Genomic DNA, 16,193 nt, shown 5'->3' with positions numbered 1-16,193 from the left:
GACAGTGGCCCTACGCCTGCACGGCGTTGCGCTGCGCGGCCAGCCACGCGCGCAGCGACGCCGGCTTGACCGGCTTGGTCAGCACCCGGCAGCCGCGCTCGCGTGCGGCCAGCTTGACCGCGTCGCTGCCGTCGCCGGTCAGCAGCAGCGCCGGAAGCGCGAAGCCGAGCTGCGCGCGCAGCGCGTCGATCACGCCGAGGCCGTCGAGGCGGTCGTGCAGGTGGTAGTCGACCAGCGCGACGTCCGGCTGCTGCGCGAGCAGCGCGATCGCCTCGTCGGCGGTCGCGGCGGTCAACGTCACCGCGTGCCAGCGTGTCAGCAGCGCGCGCATCCCCTCGAGGATCTCGTGGTCGTTGTCGACGCACAGCACGCGCAGGCCGGCGAGCGAATCCGGGATCGGCTCGACCGCGTCGGCCGCGTGCGGCGTTGCGGCAAACTGCGCCCGGCCGAACGGCACCGCGATCGAGAACACGCTGCCGCGCCCGACGCGCGAGCGCACCGACAGCGGGTGGTCGAGCGTGCGCGCGATGCGCTGGCAGATCGACAGGCCCAGCCCGAGGCCGCGCTCGCCGCTGGCCGCCGGCGGCTCGAAGCGGCGGAACTCCTCGAAGATCTGGCCGAGGTGGTGCTCGGAGATGCCCGGGCCGGTGTCCCACACCTGCAGCTCGACCGCGCCGTCGCGCACGCGCGCGGCCATCAGCACGCCGCCCTCGCGGGTGTAGCGCAGCGCGTTGGCGAGGAAGTTCTGCAGCGCGCGGCGCAGCAGCCGGCGGTCGCTGCGCACCGGCAGGGTCGGGTGCGGCGTGCGCACGCGCAGCTGCAGGCCGCGGCCGGACGCGGTCGGCGCGTACTGCGCGGCCAGCTCGCGCAGCAGCTCGACCGCGTCGAAGTCGCTGACCTCCGGCTGCAGCGCGCCGGCGTCGAGGCGCGAGATGTCGAGCAGGCCGTCGAGCAGGTCCTCGGCCGCGCGCAGCGAGGCGTCGATGCGCTCGCCCAGGTGCGACTGCTCGGTCGCGCTGTCGCTCTCGCGCAGCGCCGAGGTGAACAGCCGCGCGGCGTTGAGCGGCTGCAGTACGTCGTGCGACACCGCCGCGAGGAAGCGCGTCTTCGACTGCTGCGCGGCCTCGGCCTCGCGCGTGCGCTGCTCGACGCGCTGCTCGAGCGTCTCGTTGACGTCGCGCAGCGCCTGCTCGGCGCGCTTGTAGTCGGTGACGTCGCTGTAGCTGGTCACGTAGCCGCCGCCGGGCAGCGCCTGCCCGCGCATCTCGATCACCTGGCCGCTCGGGCGGATGCGTTCGAACACGTGCGGCGTGCCGGCGCGCATGTGGCCCAGCCGCCGGCGCACCTGCTCGTCGATCTCGCGCTCGCTCAGCGCGCCGCCGCCGGCCGCGGCCGACAGCTCGCCGCGCTCGGCGTTCCAGCGGATCAGGTCGCTGGCCGGCCGGCCGACGTAGAGCATGCCGTCGGGGTAGCCGAACAGCTCCTGGTAGCGGCGGTTCCACGCGACCAGCCGCATCTCCGGGTCGACCACGCTGACGCCCTGGCTGATGTTCTCCAGCGTCGTCGACAGGATCTGCCGGTTGAAGCGCAGCTCCTGGTTGGCCTCGTCGAGCAGGGCGACGACCTCGCCGAGCTCCATGCCCGAGCCGCGCAGCGCGCTGGTGAGAGTCAAGCGTGCGGACGCCGCGCCGATCGCCGACGCCAGCAGGCGCTCGGTGAACTGCGCCATCGCGCGGTCGGCCGGCTGATCGGGCTGCCATGCGCCGCCCTGCTGCTGGGCGTAGTCCTCGAACGCGCGGCGCGCGTGGCGCTCGCCGACGATGCGCTCGGCCAGCGCCAGCAGCTCGCCGCCGCGCACGCTGCCGGCCCAGCCGCCCGGGCCCAGCGGCGGCCGGCGCACGTACGGGTCGAGGAACGGCGCCGCCAGCAGCTGGTCCTGCATGCGCGGGCGCTGGCGCACCGAGAAGAACAGGAACGCGCCGACGTTGCACAGCAGCGACCAGAACACGCCGTGGGTCAGCGCGTCCCAGCCGGTCAGGCCGAACAGCTGCTCCGGGCGCAGCCACACGATGCCGAGCGGGCCGTCGTCGATCCACTGCGTGGCCAGCCCGGCGCTGCGCGCCAGCGCCGGCAGCAGCAGCGTGTACAGCCACACCGACGCGCCGGCGAACAGCCCGGCGAACGCGCCGGCACGGCTGGCGCCGCGCCAGTACAGCCCGCCGATCAGCCCCGGCGCGAACTGCGCGACCGCCGCGAACGCCAGCAGGCCGTGCTGGGCGAGGGTGTCGCCGCCGGAGCCGCGGTGCCACGCGTAGGCCATCAGCGCCAGCGCGACGATGGTCGCCCGGCGCACCCACACGACGCGGCGGTCGAGCCCGACGCCGTCCTTCAGCGCGCCGCCGCGCAGCAGCACCGGCACGACCAGGTCGTTGCTGACCATCGTCGACAGCGCCACGCTGGCGACGATCACCATGCCGGTCGCCGCCGAGAAGCCGCCGATGTAGACCATCAGCGCGAGCAGGTCGCGGTCCAGCGCCAGCGGCAGCGCCAGCACGTAGGTGTCGGGCGAGGCGCCGGTGCCGGCCAGCACGGTCTGCCCGGCCAGCGTGATCGGCACGACGAACACGCAGATCAGCGCCAGGTAGCCGCCGAACAGCCAGCGCGCCGGGCGCAGGTCGCCGGCGTCTTGGCATTCGACCACCGCGACGTGGAACTGCCGCGGCAGGCACACGATCGCCGCGAACGCGAGCAGGGTCTGGGCGAGGAAGCCGGCCGGCAGCCCCGGCGCGGTGACGACCTGCGCGGCCTGCACGACGCGGTCGACCATGCCGCCGGTGCCGGGCAGGTGGAACAGCGCGAACACGCCGATCGCGACGAACGCCAGCAGCTTGACCAGCGACTCCAGCGCCACCGCCAGCACCATGCCGCGGTGGTGCTCGGTCGCGTCGATCTGGCGCGTGCCGAACAGGATCGCGAACACCGCCAGCAGCAGCGCCACGTACAGCGCCGGGTCCGACAGCACGCTGGGGTCGGCCGGCGCGCCGGCCAGCACCTGCACGCTCATCGCCACCGCCTTGAACTGCAGCGCGACGTACGGCACTGCCGCGGTCAGCGCGACCGCCGCGACCAGGGCGGCCAGCCCGGGCGCGCGGCCGTAGCGCGACGACAGGAAGTCGGCGATCGACACGATGCGCTGCTCACCTGAGATCAGCACCAGCCGCTCGAGGATGCGCCAGGCGAACAGCAGCAGCAGCATCGGGCCGAGGTAGATCGGCAGGAAGCCCAGCCCGGTTCGCGCGGCGGTGCCGACCGCGCCGTAGAACGTCCACGACGAGCAGTACACGGCCAGCGCCAGCGAGTAGATCGCCGGGCGCATCCACGGCCAGCGCGGCGAAGCGGCGCGCAGGTCGCCGTAGTAGGCGACCGCGAACAGCACGCCGACGTAGCCGGCCGACACCAGCAGCAGCACCCAGCCTGGGATCACGTCGGCCCCCGCCGCGTCACGATGGCCCGAGTGTACGGCCGGGCCGGCCGCGCACGGGTCCGGCGGGGGCGCGGGTCGACCAAGGTCGCAGGCGGCGCGCGCGTCGGGCGCGACGGCCCGCCGCCGGTGCGCGGAACCCGGAAACGACGAAGCCCGCCTTGCGGCGGGCTTCGGGGATGCAGCGATCAGGCGAGCCGCGGGCGGCTTACTTGATCTTGCCTTCCTTGTACGGCACGTGCTTGCGCACGACGGGGTCGTACTTCTTGACCTCCATCTTGTTCGGCGTGTTCTTCTTGTTCTTGTCGGTCGTGTAGAAGTGACCGGTGCCGGCCGTCGAGATGAGGCGGATCTTGTCGCGCTTGGAAGCCATCGTTCAGTCCTCCTCAGATCTTCTCGCCGCGGGCACGGAGCTCGGCGAGCACGGCGTCGATGCCGTTCTTGTCGATGGTGCGCAGGGCAGCGGTGGAAACGCGCAGCTTCACCCAGCGGTTCTCGCTGGCAACCCAGAACCGGCGCTCGTGCAGGTTCGGGAGGAAACGGCGGCGGGTCTTGTTCATGGCGTGCGAGACGTTGTTGCCGGTCGTCGTACGCTTGCCGGTTACTTGGCAAACTCGGGACATACGCACCTCGAAAGGTAGTTGGGCTTCCCATGGCCTGGGAGGCGGCGGCCCCAGCGCCGGTGCGGGTGCACGTGGCGATGCGCGATGCGGGTGGACGTCCCTCGCTGCACGAGGCGGGCCGGAATCGCGCTTCCGGGTCCGCCCGGCGGTGCCCTCACAGGCAGGCCGGACGCAGCGAGCCGCGCATTATGCACGCCGGCCGCGAGCCGGGCAAGCACTTATCCACAGGGGCGGGCGGGCCCGCGCGGCGCCTTGCCGGGGTCGGCGGCCCGTGCGACGGATGCGGCTCCCGCCGGCGGCCCGACCCTGCAGCCCGCAGGTCGAAGCCGAGGTCGTCGGACCCGGTGCGCCGTCAGTGCGTGGCCCGGTCCCGGTGCCAGCCGCGGTGCTTGATGTCCAGGTACAGGCTGTAGGCCGCGGTGAACGCCGGGAACAGGTTTTGGATCACCCCGACCGAGTCCTGCTTCTGCGAGAACACGAAGTAGCTCAGCGTCATCGCGCTGCCGACCAGGCTCATGTACCAGAACAGGCGCGGGATCACCGGCTTGCCCTGCCGGCGCGAGGCGACGAACTGCACCAGCCAGCGGCCGCCGAACATCAGCGCGCCGGTCAGGCCGATCACCTTCCACGGCGACATGTGCAGGCCGGTCCATTCGAGCCAGGCGATCGGGGTGTTCATGAAGTCGACGGCCATCGGCGCCTCCGCGTCAGAGCTCGCGCACCGCGGTGCGCCGCGACCGCGCGATCAGCCATGCGACCCCGCGCAGGTCGCGCAGTCCGACCAGCGCGCGGTTGAGGTTGTTGTACTTCGACACGCCGGAGGTGCGGTGGCGGTGGTTGACCGGCACGCTGACCGTCGTCCAGCCGGCGCGCTGCATCAGCGCCGGCAAGTAGCGGTGCATGTGGTCGAAGTACGGCAGGTCGAGGAACGCCTCGCGCTCGAAAAGCTTGATCCCGCAGCCGGTGTCGGGCGTGTCGTCGCGCAGCATCCGCGCGCGGATCGCGTTGGCCCACTTCGATGCCCAGCGCTTGCTGCCCGAGTCCTGGCGCTGCACGCGCCAGCCGGCGAACAGCTTGACCGCGTCCGGGGACCTGGCGCGTTCGGCCAGTAGCTTCGGGATGTCGGCCGGGTCGTTCTGGCCGTCGCCGTCGAGCGTGGCGATCCACGCGCCGCGCGCGGCCTTGACGCCGTTGCGGATCGCGGTGCTCTGGCCGCTCTGGCGCTCGTGGTGCAGCACGCGCAGCTCGGGCACCTCGGCCTGCAGCTGCCGGAGCACCGCGAGCGTGTCGTCGCGCGAGCGGTCGTCGATGTAGACGATCTCGAACGCGCCGCCGTCGCCGGGCGCGCGGCCGCGCAGCGCGGCGGTGATCTCGTGCACCAGCGGGGCGACGTTGTCGCGCTCGTTGAACACCGGCACGACGACCGACAGCTGCGGCAGTGCCGTCATGCGCGGTGGCCAGTGGCGGCAGAGGCGTCAGCGACGCCGGTGTGCGGGTTCGTCATGGGGGCGCATTGTGCGCCGACGCGCGCGCTTCGGCGACGGCCGGCGCGCGCGGCGTTGGGTTCCGCTCAGCCGGCGCGGGCGGAGCCGCTTATTCGGCGCGGTTGCGCAGCCGCTCGAGCACGCCCTCGAGCGAGTCGAGGTCGCTGTAATGGATGACCAGCCGGCCCTTGCCGCCGCGCCCGTGCAGCACGTTGACCTTGGTGCCAAGCGTCTCGGCCAGCTCGCGCTCGAGGGTGACGATGTCGGCCTGCGGCTTGGCCTTGGCCGGCTTGGCCTTGCCGTTGGTCGGGATCACGCCGGCGCTGAGCTGCTGCACGCGGTGCTCGACCTCACGCACCGACCAGCCGAACTCGGCGGCCTGGCGCGCCAGCGCGATCGCGGCCTGCGGCGCCAGCGCCAGCAGCGCGCGGGCGTGGCCCATCTCGATCGCGCGGGTCTCCACCAGCGTGCGGATCTCCGGCGGCAGCTCGAGCAGGCGCAGCAGGTTCGACACCGCCGCGCGCGAACGCCCTACCGCCTCGGCGGCCTGCGCGTGGGTCAGGTCGAACTCGTCGATCAGCCGCTGCAGCGCGGTGGCCTCTTCCAGCGGGTTGAGGTCCTCGCGCTGGATGTTCTCGATCAGCGCCATCGCCACGACCGTGCGGTCGTCGACCTCGCGGATGACCACCGGGATGTCCGCCAGCCCGGCCAGCTTGCTGGCGCGCCAGCGACGCTCGCCGGCGATGATCTCGTAGCGCTTGCCACCGACGTCGCGCACGACGATCGGCTGGATCACGCCCTGCGCCTTGATCGACTCGGCCAGCTCGGCGAGCTTCTCGTCGTCCCAGTGCTTGCGCGGCTGGTACTTGCCGGCCGACAGCGCGTCGACCGGCAGCACGCGCAGGCTGTCGTGCTCGGTGGCTTCCAACACCGGCGCCTCGGCGGCGGCCTTGGGGCCGAGCAGCGCTTCCAGCCCGCGGCCGAGGCCGCGCTTCTTCGCCGTGCTCATGCCGCGGTCTCCGACGTCGCCGGTTTGGCGGCGGCCTTCGCCGCCTGCTCGCGCTCGCGCTGGCGGCGCAGCACCTCGCCGGCAAGCCCGAGGTAGGCGATGCCGCCGCGGCTGGCGCGGTCGTAGCCGACGATGCTCTGGCCGTGGCTCGGCGCCTCGGCCAGGCGCACGTTGCGCGGCACGATCGTGCGGAACACGCGCTCGCCGAAGTGGTTGGTCAGCTCGGCCGACACCGCGTTGGCGAGGTTGTTGCGCACGTCGAACATGGTCCGCAGCACGCCCTCGATTTCCAGCGCGGGGTTCAGCCGGCCCTTGATCGCCTCGATCGTGTCGACCAGCGCGCTGATGCCCTCCAGTGCGTAGTACTCGCACTGCATCGGCACGATCACCGAGTCGGCCGCGGTCAGCGCGTTGAGGGTCAGCAGCGACAGCGCCGGCGGGCAGTCGATCAGGATGAAGTCGTAGTTGCGGTGCAGCGGTGCCAGCGCGTCCTTGAGCCGCTGCTCGCGCGCGTCCTCGCCCATCAGCCGGATCTCGGCCGCGGTCAGGTCGATGTTGCCCGGCAGCAGGTCGAACTCCTCGCCGGTGCGCACGATCGCGTCGGCGACCGTCGCCTCGCCCATCAGCACCTCGGTGATCGAGTTGCCGATCTCGCGCTTGTCGACGCCGCTGCCCATCGTGGCGTTGCCCTGCGGGTCGAGGTCGACCAGCAGCACGCGCTTGGGCGCGCGGGCGAGCGCGGCGGCCAGGTTGACCGCGGTGGTGGTCTTGCCGACCCCGCCTTTCTGGTTGGCGACGGCGATGATGCGGGCCATGCGGCGCGATCCCCTGAAGTTGAGCGGGCGGTGCGGAAAAAGGCGGGTGCCGGCCGGGGCCGGACCGGGGATTATGCCCGCTGGGTCGCCGCGGTGTCCGAACGGGGGGTCGCGTAAACGCCGTGCCGCGCTCAGGCGCCGTCGCGGCGCTCGACCACGACCAGGTGCCGCTCGGCGGCCAGCCCCGGAACCCGCAGCGGGTTCGATCCGGTCGCCGCCCAGCCGGCCGGCAGCGCGGCGATCTCGTCGGCCGGGTGCACGCCCTTCATCGCCAGCAGCCGGCCGCCGGGGGCGAGCAAATGGCCGCCGAGCTCGACGATCAGCGGCAGCGTCGCCAGCGCGCGCGCGGTGATCGCCGCAAACGCGCCGGGCTCGTCGAGCGCCTCGATCCGCGACTCGGCCACGCGCACGTCGCGCAGGCCGAGCTGGCGCACCGCCTCGCGCAGGAACCGCGCCTTCTTGCCGTTGCTCTCGACCAGCGTGACCTTCAGGCCCGGCTTGACGATCGCCAGCGGGATGCCGGGCAGGCCCGGGCCGGTGCCGAGGTCGGCCAGCGCGCCGCCGGTGGCGACGAGTCCGTCGACGAACGGGTGCATCGCCAGCGAGTCGAGCAGGTGCTTGCCGACCATCTCGCGCAGGTCGCGGATCGCGGTCAGGTTGTAGGTGGCGTTCCAGCGCGCCAGCAGCGCGAGGTAGTCGAGCAGCGGCGCGGCCAGCGTCGGGTCGAGCGCCAGCTCGCGCAGGCCGGCCTCCAGGGTCGGGCGCAGGTCGGCGGGAAGGGCGGCGGCGGAGGTCGGCGTGCTCATGCGGCGCGCAGTATCGCCGATGCCGCCGCGGGGCTCAGCGCGCGCGCCAGGCCAGCGCGCCGACGTAGCCGTCGGCCGGGCGCAGTTCGTGCAGGGTCCAGCGCGCCACCGGGCCGAGTGCGGCATCGCATTCGACCAGTGCCAGCGCGCCGTCGCGCTCGGCGAAGCGCAGCCGGTGCAGGCCGAACGCGAGCCCGTGCCCGTGCGCCTTCAGCACCGCCTCCTTCGCGCACCACAGCCGCACGAAGCTGCGTTCGCGCGCGCCGGCATCGGGCTGCGCCGCGAGCCAGTCGCGTTCGGTCGCGGTGAAGAAGCGGCCGGCGAGCTCCAGTGCGCGCGGCCGCGGGCGCACGCGCTCGAGGTCGACGCCGACGTCGACGCCATCGGCCAGCGCGACGACCAGCCCGTCGCCGCTGTGGCTCCAGTTGCAGTCGAGGCCGGCGTGCGGTCCGGCCAGCCGCGGCTTGCCGCGTGCGTCGCGGACGAGCGCCAGCGCAGCGGGGTCGTCGAGGCCGAGCTGCGCCGCCAGCCAGACGCGCGCCAGCGCCTCGCCCGGCGCGCGCGGCGCGTGTGGCAGCCAGCCCCACGCGACGGGGCCGTGACGGTGGCTCGACGGGTTCGCGGGCATGCTGCGCTTGGTCTCGGTCCGGCACCCCAGCGTAAGCTACCGGTTGGGGGAGCGGCCGCAGTCCGGCCGGGGAAACGCAGTCCATGTCGGCAGTGATCGAAACGGCGCAGCTCATGTCCGGCGCAGGCGCGTCGGGCTGCAGTGCGCTGGTCGCCGGCGCGCCGGCGCGCGCGGTCGCGTTCGGCCCCGACGGCCCGGTCACGCTGGAGCGCTTCGTCCGCGAGGTCCGCGCCGTCGCCGCCGGGCTGCCGGCGGCCGGCCACGCGATCAACCTGTGCGAGAACCGCTACGACTTCCTGGTCGGGTTCTGCGCGGCGGCGATGCGCGGGCAGACCACGCTGCTGCCGGCGTCGCGCGCGCCGGCCGAGGTCAGCCACGTGGTCGACCACTACCCGGACAGCTACTGCCTCGGCGACACCGCGCACGCGCCGGACGCGCCGAAGCCGCCGCGCTACCACGAGCTGCCCGATGCGCTGCCGCAGGCCGACGGCGTGTCGCCGCGCATCGGCGACGACGCGCTGGTCGCGATCGGCTTTACGTCCGGCAGCACCGGCCAGCCGAAGCCGAACCCGAAGACCTGGGCCAGCTTCCGCGCGAGCACCGCGCAGAACGTGGCGGCGCTGGCCGGCCTGCTGCACGACGGCGGCACCGAAGTGGTCGCGACCGTGCCGCCGCAGCACATGTACGGCATGGAGCTGTCGGTGCTGCTGCCGCTGCTGGCCGACGTGGCCGTGCACGCCGCGCGGCCGTTCTTCCCCGAGGACATCGCCGCCGCGCTGCGCGACGCGACGCGGCCGCCGCTGCTGGTGACCACGCCGATGCACCTGCGCGCGCTGCTCGGGTCGGGCGTCGCGCTGCCGCCGCTGGCGGGCATCGTCTCGGCGACCGCGCCGCTGTCGAGCGAACTGGCCGCCGAGGCCGAGGTGCGCTACGGCTGCGAGGTGCGCGAGATGTTCGGCTCGACCGAAACCTGCGTGTTCGCGATCCGCCGCACCGCGCGCGACGCGGCGTGGACGCCGCTGCCGGGCGTGCGCATCGCGCCGCAGCCGGACGGCACCGCGGTGCACGCGCCGCACTTGGCCGCGCCGGTGGTGCTGGCGGACCTTGTCGAACTCGACCCCCTGGGCCGGTTCGCGCTGCGCGGCCGCAGCGCCGACCTGCTCGAGATCGCCGGCAAGCGCGCGTCGCTCGGCGACCTGACCCGCCGGCTGCTGGCGGTGCCCGGCGTCGTCGACGGGGTGGTGGTGCAGCTCGAGCCCGACGACCGCGGCGTGCGCCGGATCGCCGCGCTGGCCGTCGCCCCGGGGCTCGACGCGGCGGCGATCGTCAGCGGCCTGCGCCCGCACGTCGACCCGGTATTCCTGCCGCGCCGGGTGCGCTGCGTAGCGCAATTGCCGCGCAACGAGACCGGCAAGCTGCCGCGCCAGGCCCTGCTGGCGCTGCTCGGCGCCTGATCACGTAGTGCTCACGTCCCGGGCACGTCTCCGTCACGGGGCCCTATACACACTCCGTCCCGCCTCCCAACAACGGGAGCGGAATTTCACCCCAGGACAGGAGAGAGCGACATGATTGGTTTCATCATTTGGCTGATCGTCGGCGGCATCATTGGCTGGATCGCCAGCATGATCATGAAGACCGATGGCCAGCAGGGCATCTTCCTCAACATCATCGTCGGCATCATCGGCGCCTTCCTCGGCGGCTGGATCGGCGGCATGCTGGGTCTGGGCGGCGGCGACATCAACGACGGCAACTTCAGCATCGCTGGCCTGCTGATGTCGCTGGTCGGCGCGATCGTGCTGCTCGCGATCGTCAACCTGTTCCGTCGCGGCCGCGTCCGCTAAGACGCGATCCGAACGGACAGAAGAAGGCCCGGCATCGCCGGGCCTTCTTCGTTGCGGGCTCCAGGCGGACGCGCCGGTCCGCGCGTCAGCCCAGCGCGACCCACGCCGGCGCGTGGTCGCTCGGCCGCTCCCAGGTGCGCGGCTCGCGGTCGATGCCGGCGGCGCGGCACTCGGCGCGCAGCGCGTCCGACAGCAGCGTCAGGTCGATGCGCAGGCCGAGGTCGCGGCGGAACGCGGCCTGCCGGTAGTCCCACCAGCTGAACACGCCGGCGTCGTCGTGGTGCAGGCGGAAGCCGTCGTGCAGGCCGAGGCCCTGCAGCGCCAGCAGCGCGTCGCGCTCGGCGCGCGAGGTCAGGATGTGCGCGTCGTTCCACACCGCCGGATCGTGCACGTCGCGCTCGTCGGGCGCGATGTTGAAGTCGCCCATCACCACCGTGCGCGGATGCCGCTGCAGCTCGTCGGCCAGCCAGCCGCGCACGGCCTCGAGCCAGCGCAGCTTGTACGCGTACTTGTCGGTGCCGACGTCCTGGCCGTTGACGACGTACAGGTTGACGATGCGCAGCGCCTGCGGCGATCCGGGCGCGCCGACGGTCGCGGCGATGACCCGCTTCTGCTCGTCCTCGAACCCGGGGATGCCGACCTGCACGTCGCTGATCGGCTCGCGCGACAGGATCGCCACGCCGTTGTAGGTCTTCTGCCCGGCGAATACGCTGCGGTAGCCGGCCTCGAGCAGCACGTCGTCGGGGAAGCGCTCGTCGTCGAGCTTGGTTTCCTGCAGCCCAACGATGTCCGGCGCGAACGTGCCCAGCCACTGCTGCAGGTGCGGCAGGCGCACGTTGAGGGAGTTGACGTTCCAGCTGGCGATCTTCATGCCGCGCAGTCTAAGGCAGCCCCCTCGCGCTCTGGCGCTCTGGCGCGCAGGCGCTCCGCGCCGTCGCCGGCAGGCGGGATGGCATGCTGTCGGCCCGCGCCCGACCGAGCCCGCCCGATGCCCGCAACCTCCATCGCTTCCGCTGACCGCGACGCCGGCGACGGCTGGGTCGACCTGCGCAGCGACACGGTCACCCGGCCGACCGCGCCGATGCGCGAGGCGATCGCGCGCGCGGCGGTCGGCGACGACGTCTACGGCGAGGACCCGACCGTCAACGCGCTGCAGGCGCGGCTGGCCGACGAGCTCGGCTTCGACGCCGCGCTGTTCGTGCCGACCGGCACCCAGTCGAACCTGCTCGCGCTGATCGCGCACTGCGCGCGCGGCGACGAGTACCTGGTCGGCATGGACGCGCACACCTACAAGTACGAGGGCGGCGGCGCGGCGGTGCTCGGCTCGATCCAGCCGCAGCCGATCGTGCACGCGGCCGATGGCACGCTGCCGCTCGATGCGGTGGAGCGCGCGATCAAGCCGATCGACCCGCACTTCGCCCGCACCCGGCTGCTGTGCCTGGAGAACACCTGGCACGGGCGGCCGCTGCCGCTGGACTACCTCGCCGCCGCGCGCGCGCTGTGCGACCGGCGCGGGCTGGCGCTGCACCTCGATGGCGCACGCGTGTTCAACGCCGCGGTCGCATGCGGCGTGCCGGTGCGCGAGATCGCGCGGCACTTCGACAGCGTGTCGGTGTGCCTGTCGAAGGGGCTCGGCGCACCGGTCGGGTCGGTGCTGCTCGGTTCGGCCGCATTGATCGAAAGCGCGCGCCGCTGGCGCAAGGTCTGCGGCGGGGGCATGCGCCAGGCCGGGCTGCTCGCGGCCGGCGCGCTGCACGCGCTCGACCACCACGTCGCGCGGCTGGCCGACGACCACGCGCACGCAGCCGCGCTCGCGGCGGGGCTGGCCGGCCTCGACGGCGTGCGCGTCGCGTCGCAGCACACCAACATGGTGTTCATCGAGGTCGACCCGGCGCGCCTGGACGCGCTGCGCGCCCATGCCGACGCCGCGCGCGTGCGGCTGTCGATCGGCTACACGCCGTCGATCCGGCTGGTCACGCACCTGGACGTCGACGACGACGGCATCGCGCGCACCGTCGCGATGCTGCGCGCATTCGCCGCCGGCTGAGCGGGGCCGCTCAGCGGTAGCCGGTCAGCACCGCGAGCGCGACGAACGCCATCGCCAGCAGCCCCATCAGCAGCGCCAGCCGCCACACGATGCGCAGCCACTGGGTGTAGCCGAGCCCGGCCACGCCGATCGCGCCCATCATCGCCGCCGAGGTCGGGATCAGCACGTTGGTCAGGCCGTCGCCGAGCTGGAACGCGAGCACGCTGGTCTGCCGGGTGACGCCGACGAGGTCGCCAAGGCCGGCCATCAGCGGCATCGTGATCGCTGCCTGCGCCGAGCCCGACGTCACGAACAGGTTGAACACGCTCTGCGCGACCAGCATGCCCTGCGCGGCGAGCAGCTCCGGCGTGCCCTGCAGGCTGCTGCCGAGCGAGAACAGCAGCGTGTTCAGCACCGACGGCGCGTGCGGGTCCGAGCCGCCGAGCAGGCCGAGGATGCCCTTGGCCAGCGCGATCACCAGCGCGCACGGCACCAGCTGGCGCACGCCGTTGACGAAAGCCTCGGCGGCGCCGTTGGCGGTGATGCGGCCCGACGCGACCGCGACCACGCCGGCGAACAGTCCCAGCGCGAAGAACTGGCTGGCGATCTCGGCGATGTAGTAGCCGCCGGCGACCACGCCCCAGACGATCCACGCCACCGTGGCGAGCGTCGCCGCCAGCACCAGCCAGTCGGCGCGCTCGAGCGGCGCCGCCGCGACTGTCGACTCGACCGTCGACGCGACCGGCGCGGATGCCTCGCCGCGCAGGGCCGGCGGCGCGCGGTGGCGGCGCGCGTAGTGCAGCGTGTAGGCGATTCCGACCACGGTGAACGTCGCCCACATCGCCATGCGCAGGCCGGCGCCGGACAGCAGCGGCAGGCCGGCGAGGTTCTGCGCGACCGCGACGCTGAAAGGGTTCATCCACGACGTGCCGAAGCCGACCTGGCTGGCGAGGTAGGTGACCATCACCCCGACCTCGGGCGGGTAGCCGAGCTTGCGCACCAGCGGCAGCAGCAGCGCCAGGAACGCGATCGTTTCCTCGCCCATGCCGAACACCGCGCCGCCGAGCGAGAACGCGACGAACAGCACCGACAGCAGCAGCGTCGGGCGGTCGCCGGTGGCGGTGACCAGCTGGGTCAGGCCGCGGTCGACCGCGCCGCTGGCCTGGACCAGTCCGAACGCGCCGCCGACGATCAGCACGAACGCGATCACGCCGACCGCGGCCGCGCTGCGGTTGCCCGAGGTCAGCCCGTCGAACAGCAGGTTCAGCAGGCCGACCTCTCCGTCGCCGCTGGCAAACAGCTGCAGCGGCACCCGCGCGTCGGCGTAGTGGAAGGTGTCGAGCGCGACCGCCGCGCCCGGGGTGAAGTAGCCGGCCGGGACGAACGGCACGATCGCCGCGGCGAGCAGTGCGGCCGCGAGCAGGATCAGCAGCGTGTCGGGGCTGCGGGCGGGGGCGCCGGCGCGTCCGGCGGCGAGGGCGTCTTCGGCCGACGACACGGGCTCAGGCCCCTGCAGCGCGGCGGCGCGCGCGCGGCGCGGCGGAATCGTGATCGTGACAGCGGCAGGGACGGATCATGGCGGGAGGTTCTCGCGGCAGCCGCGTGGCACGTGGGTTCGGTCGGTGTCGGCGGCGACCGGGGGCCGCCGCGCGCCAGCGGCAAGCATCGCAGGCCCGGCGCGCCGACGGCAGCGGCGCGATTGCGGCCAGCGGCCGTTAAGTTGCGCGAATCGGACGTCCCGCGCGCGACCCGGCGGTGCCGGACCGCGCGCGACGCGCGGCGGGTCAGTACGGGTTGGGCGGGGTGAACGGCGTCGCGTTGCGGCCGTCGACCCCGATCACCGCGCGGGTGCCGGTGTGCGCGCCGGTGAAAAAGTGGAACGTCTGCCCCTCGACCAGCTTGGTGCGCTGCAGGTCGCGATAGACCAGCGGCTGGCCGGACACCACCTGGGTCCGCAGGGTCGCGGCGTCTTCCTCGACCACGTAGACCGCGCCGTCGCCGTCGGCGCGCGCCAGCCCCGTGCGGTCGACGAACAGCGACGTGGTCTCGTCGATGCCGACGCCGACGATGCGGCCGGTGGTGTTGTCCTGCCGCAGGCGCGCCATGAACGCCAGCAGCCGGCCCATGCGGTCGCGCTGGGCGAAATGGCTGTCGGTGATCACGTCCTCCATCAGCGGCGTGTCGAGGAAGCCGCTGTTGAACAGGATGCTGCCGCGATACGGGTTGGCGATCGCCTCGGCGCTGGTGACCGCGGTGACGCCGTCGGGGTCGTAGACGAACTCGCCCTGCACCGCCAGGCCCGCCGACGTGCCGCCGACCACCGCGCCGCGGTCGTACGCCGCCTGCAGCGCGGTCTGCGCGCGCGTGCCCTGCCACTGGTTGAGGTAGTCGGACTGGTCGCCGCCGGCGATGAACACCAGCTCGGCGTTGCGGATGACCCACTCGGCGTAGTCGGAGTTGGCCTTGTCGCGGGTGTCGAGCAGCAGCGTCTCGACCGAGTCGGGCCGGGTCGCGCCGGTCGTCAGGTTGTACAGGTAGTCGTTGTAGCCGTTGCTGCCGCTGGTGCGCAGGATCACCACGTCGCCGCCGTTGGCGACCGGGAACGCGCGCAGCGTGAACGCCTCGTCGTTCTCGACGCCGCCGCCCATCAGCAGCAGCGCCGGGCCGTTGACCGGCTGCCGGCCGGAGTCGGCGGCGCTGCCGGTGAGCCAGTTCTGCAGGTTGCCGGGCTTGGTCGGTCGCGGGTCGGTGCCGCCGCCGCCGCTGCCGTTGGGCAGGCTCATCGACAGCGAGTACGCGCCGCTGCCGCTGTACGCGGTGACCTTGACGAAGTAGCGGCCCGCCGCCGGCGCGGTGTAGCTGCCGGTCTCCGGGATCGAGCTGCTCGCGCCGGTCGCGACCGCCGACCCGCTCGCCGGGTACAGCGCCCAGTCGAAGTCGCGGCCGCTTGCGTGGCCGAGGCTCACCGAGACCGTGCCGGGCGCCGGCACGTCGGCGTAGAACCAGTCGACGTCGCGGCGGGTCGACAGGCTGCCGGCCACCGGCACGCCCGACGCGATCGGCCCGTCGGCGCGGCCTTCGGTGTTGTTGTCCTCGGACTCGGTGGTGATCGACGCCCACGCGGGGGCGAGCAGGGCGCCGCACAGGGCGGCGGCGACGGCGGTGCGCTGGAGCGGTGCGAAGCGGCGGGTCGGCGAAACGGCGCGCGACGCGGCGCGCGGAAGCAAACCGGACATGGACGGTCTCCGATGCGGTCGCCGCCACGGCGCATGGCGCCGCGGGGCGTGGGGTCTGGATGCGATGCAGCGATCGGCCGGCGGCGTCGCCGGCGTGCCCGGCGCGGCCGGGAGGGCTCAGCGGGACGCTATTCGTCCCACCATTCGCTCAGGTAGTAGGTCCGGCACAGGTGGCGGACATGGAAGCGCGGCTTGGGCATCACGCAGCCGGGTTCGACGGTGCGCCGTGAGTACGCCCCCGACG

At 73.4% G+C, this 16,193-nt stretch carries 15 protein-coding genes; 3 read left to right on the top strand and 12 right to left on the bottom strand.

Annotated elements, in window-relative coordinates; all coding sequences use genetic code 11:
* Positions 1-10 precede the first annotated feature (10 nt).
* From D3A60_RS00350 to D3A60_RS00310, 9 genes are all read right to left on the bottom strand, one after another.
* Positions 11-3,484, bottom strand: a complete 3,474-nt coding sequence (locus D3A60_RS00350; protein ID WP_119716749.1) for a PAS domain-containing hybrid sensor histidine kinase/response regulator — start codon at positions 3,482-3,484, stop codon at positions 11-13.
* A gap of 205 nt (positions 3,485-3,689) precedes the next feature.
* Positions 3,690-3,854 carry a 50S ribosomal protein L33 gene (gene rpmG / locus D3A60_RS00345; RefSeq protein ID WP_119716748.1) on the bottom strand — a complete coding sequence of 55 codons (165 nt, stop codon included), beginning with the start codon at positions 3,852-3,854 and terminating at the stop codon, positions 3,690-3,692.
* A gap of 13 nt (positions 3,855-3,867) precedes the next feature.
* Complete coding sequence (gene rpmB / locus D3A60_RS00340) at positions 3,868-4,104, bottom strand: 50S ribosomal protein L28 (protein ID WP_119716747.1); 237 nt, start codon at positions 4,102-4,104, stop codon at positions 3,868-3,870.
* 352 nt (positions 4,105-4,456) lie between these two features.
* Entirely contained in the window at positions 4,457-4,798 is a 342-nt protein-coding gene (locus D3A60_RS00335; RefSeq protein WP_119716746.1) for a lipid-A-disaccharide synthase N-terminal domain-containing protein, read from the bottom strand.
* Positions 4,799-4,811: 13 nt separating this feature from the next.
* Positions 4,812-5,552: a glycosyltransferase family 2 protein gene (locus tag D3A60_RS00330; protein ID WP_119716745.1), complete on the bottom strand. Its 741-nt coding sequence runs from the start codon at positions 5,550-5,552 to the stop codon at positions 4,812-4,814.
* 145 nt (positions 5,553-5,697) lie between these two features.
* The gene (locus tag D3A60_RS00325; RefSeq protein ID WP_119716744.1) at positions 5,698-6,597 is read right to left on the bottom strand and encodes a ParB/RepB/Spo0J family partition protein; all 900 of its coding nucleotides are present in this window, start codon (positions 6,595-6,597) and stop codon (positions 5,698-5,700) included.
* Positions 6,594-7,412 (bottom strand): ParA family protein, encoded by an 819-nt coding sequence (locus D3A60_RS00320; RefSeq protein ID WP_119716743.1) that lies wholly within the window; start codon positions 7,410-7,412, stop codon positions 6,594-6,596. Before D3A60_RS00320 ends, D3A60_RS00325 begins: the two co-directional genes overlap by 4 nt.
* Positions 7,413-7,543: 131 nt before the next feature.
* Complete coding sequence (rsmG, locus tag D3A60_RS00315; RefSeq protein ID WP_119716742.1) at positions 7,544-8,218, bottom strand: 16S rRNA (guanine(527)-N(7))-methyltransferase RsmG; 675 nt, start codon at positions 8,216-8,218, stop codon at positions 7,544-7,546.
* A 34-nt stretch (positions 8,219-8,252) separates the two neighbouring features.
* The gene (locus D3A60_RS00310) at positions 8,253-8,846 is read right to left on the bottom strand and encodes a 4'-phosphopantetheinyl transferase family protein (protein ID WP_119716741.1); all 594 of its coding nucleotides are present in this window, start codon (positions 8,844-8,846) and stop codon (positions 8,253-8,255) included.
* 113 nt (positions 8,847-8,959) lie between these two features.
* Between D3A60_RS00310 and D3A60_RS00305 the strand changes: the two genes are divergently transcribed.
* Both D3A60_RS00305 and D3A60_RS00300 read left to right on the top strand, forming a co-directional pair.
* Positions 8,960-10,300 (top strand): AMP-binding protein, encoded by a 1,341-nt coding sequence (locus tag D3A60_RS00305; protein WP_231120391.1) that lies wholly within the window; start codon positions 8,960-8,962, stop codon positions 10,298-10,300.
* Positions 10,301-10,414: 114 nt separating this feature from the next.
* Positions 10,415-10,687, top strand: a complete 273-nt coding sequence (locus D3A60_RS00300; RefSeq protein ID WP_119717463.1) for a GlsB/YeaQ/YmgE family stress response membrane protein — start codon at positions 10,415-10,417, stop codon at positions 10,685-10,687.
* Positions 10,688-10,772: 85 nt separating this feature from the next.
* Here the strand turns inward: D3A60_RS00300 and xth are convergent, their stop codons facing one another.
* Positions 10,773-11,558: an exodeoxyribonuclease III gene (xth, locus tag D3A60_RS00295; RefSeq protein ID WP_119716739.1), complete on the bottom strand. Its 786-nt coding sequence runs from the start codon at positions 11,556-11,558 to the stop codon at positions 10,773-10,775.
* 117 nt (positions 11,559-11,675) lie between these two features.
* Here xth and ltaE point away from each other — a divergent pair, with 117 nt between their 5' ends.
* Positions 11,676-12,734 (top strand): low-specificity L-threonine aldolase, encoded by a 1,059-nt coding sequence (ltaE, locus tag D3A60_RS00290; RefSeq protein WP_119716738.1) that lies wholly within the window; start codon positions 11,676-11,678, stop codon positions 12,732-12,734.
* Positions 12,735-12,744: 10 nt separating this feature from the next.
* Here ltaE and yfcC read toward each other — a convergent pair whose 3' ends face one another.
* Together yfcC and D3A60_RS00280 are read right to left on the bottom strand one after the other, a co-directional pair.
* Complete coding sequence (gene yfcC / locus D3A60_RS00285) at positions 12,745-14,211, bottom strand: putative basic amino acid antiporter YfcC (protein WP_119716737.1); 1,467 nt, start codon at positions 14,209-14,211, stop codon at positions 12,745-12,747.
* A gap of 286 nt (positions 14,212-14,497) precedes the next feature.
* On the bottom strand, positions 14,498-15,949 hold the full coding sequence (locus D3A60_RS00280) for a pre-peptidase C-terminal domain-containing protein (RefSeq protein WP_119716736.1): 1,452 nt from the start codon (positions 15,947-15,949) through the stop codon (positions 14,498-14,500).
* Between the last annotated feature and the right edge of the window lie 244 nt (positions 15,950-16,193).

The organism is Cognatilysobacter tabacisoli (assembly GCF_003586305.1).
Classification (GTDB): Bacteria; Pseudomonadota; Gammaproteobacteria; order Xanthomonadales; family Xanthomonadaceae; genus Cognatilysobacter_A; species Cognatilysobacter_A tabacisoli.
This window is presented reverse-complemented; position numbering and strand designations above follow the sequence as displayed.